Annotated in this window: 2 protein-coding genes; both read right to left on the reverse strand. The window is 41.4% G+C overall.

Going from position 1 to position 1,694, the window contains the following annotated elements; all coding sequences use genetic code 11:
- Window positions 1–24: 24 nt before the first annotated feature.
- Window positions 25–828, reverse strand: a complete 804-nt coding sequence (locus tag F6K37_RS41230) for a transposase (protein ID WP_287257061.1) — start codon at window positions 826–828, stop codon at window positions 25–27.
- A gap of 43 nt (window positions 829–871) precedes the next feature.
- Window positions 872–1,201 (reverse strand): hypothetical protein, encoded by a 330-nt coding sequence (locus F6K37_RS41235; protein WP_287257062.1) that lies wholly within the window; start codon window positions 1,199–1,201, stop codon window positions 872–874.
- Window positions 1,202–1,694: the final 493 nt, after the last annotated feature.

Here is a 1,694-nt window from a genome sequence, read left to right on the forward strand (position 1 = left end):
CTTTCAAGGGTATGTTTTTAAGATTCATCCAGGGGCAGGAGAAAAATCGGGAATAAATCTACCTGTAGGTAAAGGCATGCCCTTAATCGCAGATGCCAAAATTATTAAAAATCCTCGTCTGAAACAACTTAAACATCGAGTAGGATTAGTTTTTAGCAATAAAATTGGCTTTTCTGGCATGCTCGGATTTTCCTTTGTCTGAGCAGAGGAGCTCATTTCATCCAAAGGAGGTAAGCTACTTGCTGGCAAATTCGCCTCGGCCTCTCCACCAATACTGACTAAAAATAAAGTAGCAACAGCAATGGCTAACCAGAGACGTTCTGCTCGTCGTTCGCGTAGCGTGGCCTTTTGGCCAGGGTCATTCATTTTAGTGTGATGCCAACCAAAACCACCTCGTTTGATGTCCTTGAAAAGACATTCAATCCAACCGCGCATACCATACCAACAAATCTGTGCTTGTTGAGGACTCAAATCTGTTACGATTAGCCAAGGATCGGCATAGCCAGAATCCCATTGAGCTAAAAGAGTGCAAGACAGACTGTTGGTTTTAAAACAAGTTACCTTTCCACTCCAAGATTGCCCCACTTGAGTAATTAATTCTGAAAGAGGAACAAATTGTTGCTCTGGTGAGGATTGATAATATCCCTGATGGTTAATACGCATAAATGGATGCCAACCCAATTGTTCAATCGCTTCGTAGAACCAATCAGCGTATAAACCTCTGTCTGTAGTGACAATCACCAACCAGTCGGAAGGAACACCCTCTTGAAGAGAATCTAAGAGTTTGAGCCAGTAGGGTTTCCAACTGCCTTTTTCGTTTGCTCTCACTATTTTCCAAGCTACAGGAATTCCACAACCTCGATAAACCACACTAATAACTAATAAAGTAAAACGCTGACCTAATGTGGAAGCATCCGCAGCTAATACTAAACTTTTTTCCTCTGATGACCACCAACTTAATATAAGCGCGTAACAACGGGACAAAGCTCTGTTCGACCTGGATTTCTCTACGCTTTCTTCCGTTTTTATCGACTTTACTATTATACCACTGCCTTAATCTTTCTCGAATTGTGTTCTCTGGTTGCTCTAGAATTTCCCCCAAAAACACAACTGCAGTAGATAAACCACAATGATGAGTCATCGCAATAGCAAAGCTCCACATTCCTAATACTACTGCTTGTGGTTTGCTTAAATGAGGCATTTTTAAGGGTGACCACCCGTAACCATTGTTGATAAGTAATTGGACGATTTTTGTTCACTGTGATTGATGTCACGCGGGTTTAATGTACAATAGTTATTGTACTATGGAACACATTTGATAAATTCCCTGTTTCTGACTACTATTTAATGTAATTTGCTCCGCGCCGGGCGCGGGTACGTCATGGTGGAACCAGTACAAAACAACGCGGGTAACGAACGTGATTGAAAATAAATTTCAGTACTCCAACAGTCGCTCTGTGTGACCGCTACCCGAAGTTCTTTTGTCAATAGTTACCTACCAAAATCAATAACTTTTCAAGTTGGTGCAAGTGTCTCAGCCATCGCCCCGTCAGGGGATAGCCATCAAGCAGAATTCGTCACTTAATGATTTTTATTGAATTCTCAAATCCTTCCTGGGGTTTGGGTTTCAAAATGTATTTCTGTTGAGTAATACCTAGGCGAATGCCCAAATCTAAAAAACATACCCTTGAAAG

Origin of the sequence: Moorena sp. SIO4E2 (genome assembly GCF_010671945.1) — a bacterium.
Lineage (GTDB): Bacteria > Cyanobacteriota > Cyanobacteriia > Cyanobacteriales > Coleofasciculaceae > Moorena > Moorena producens.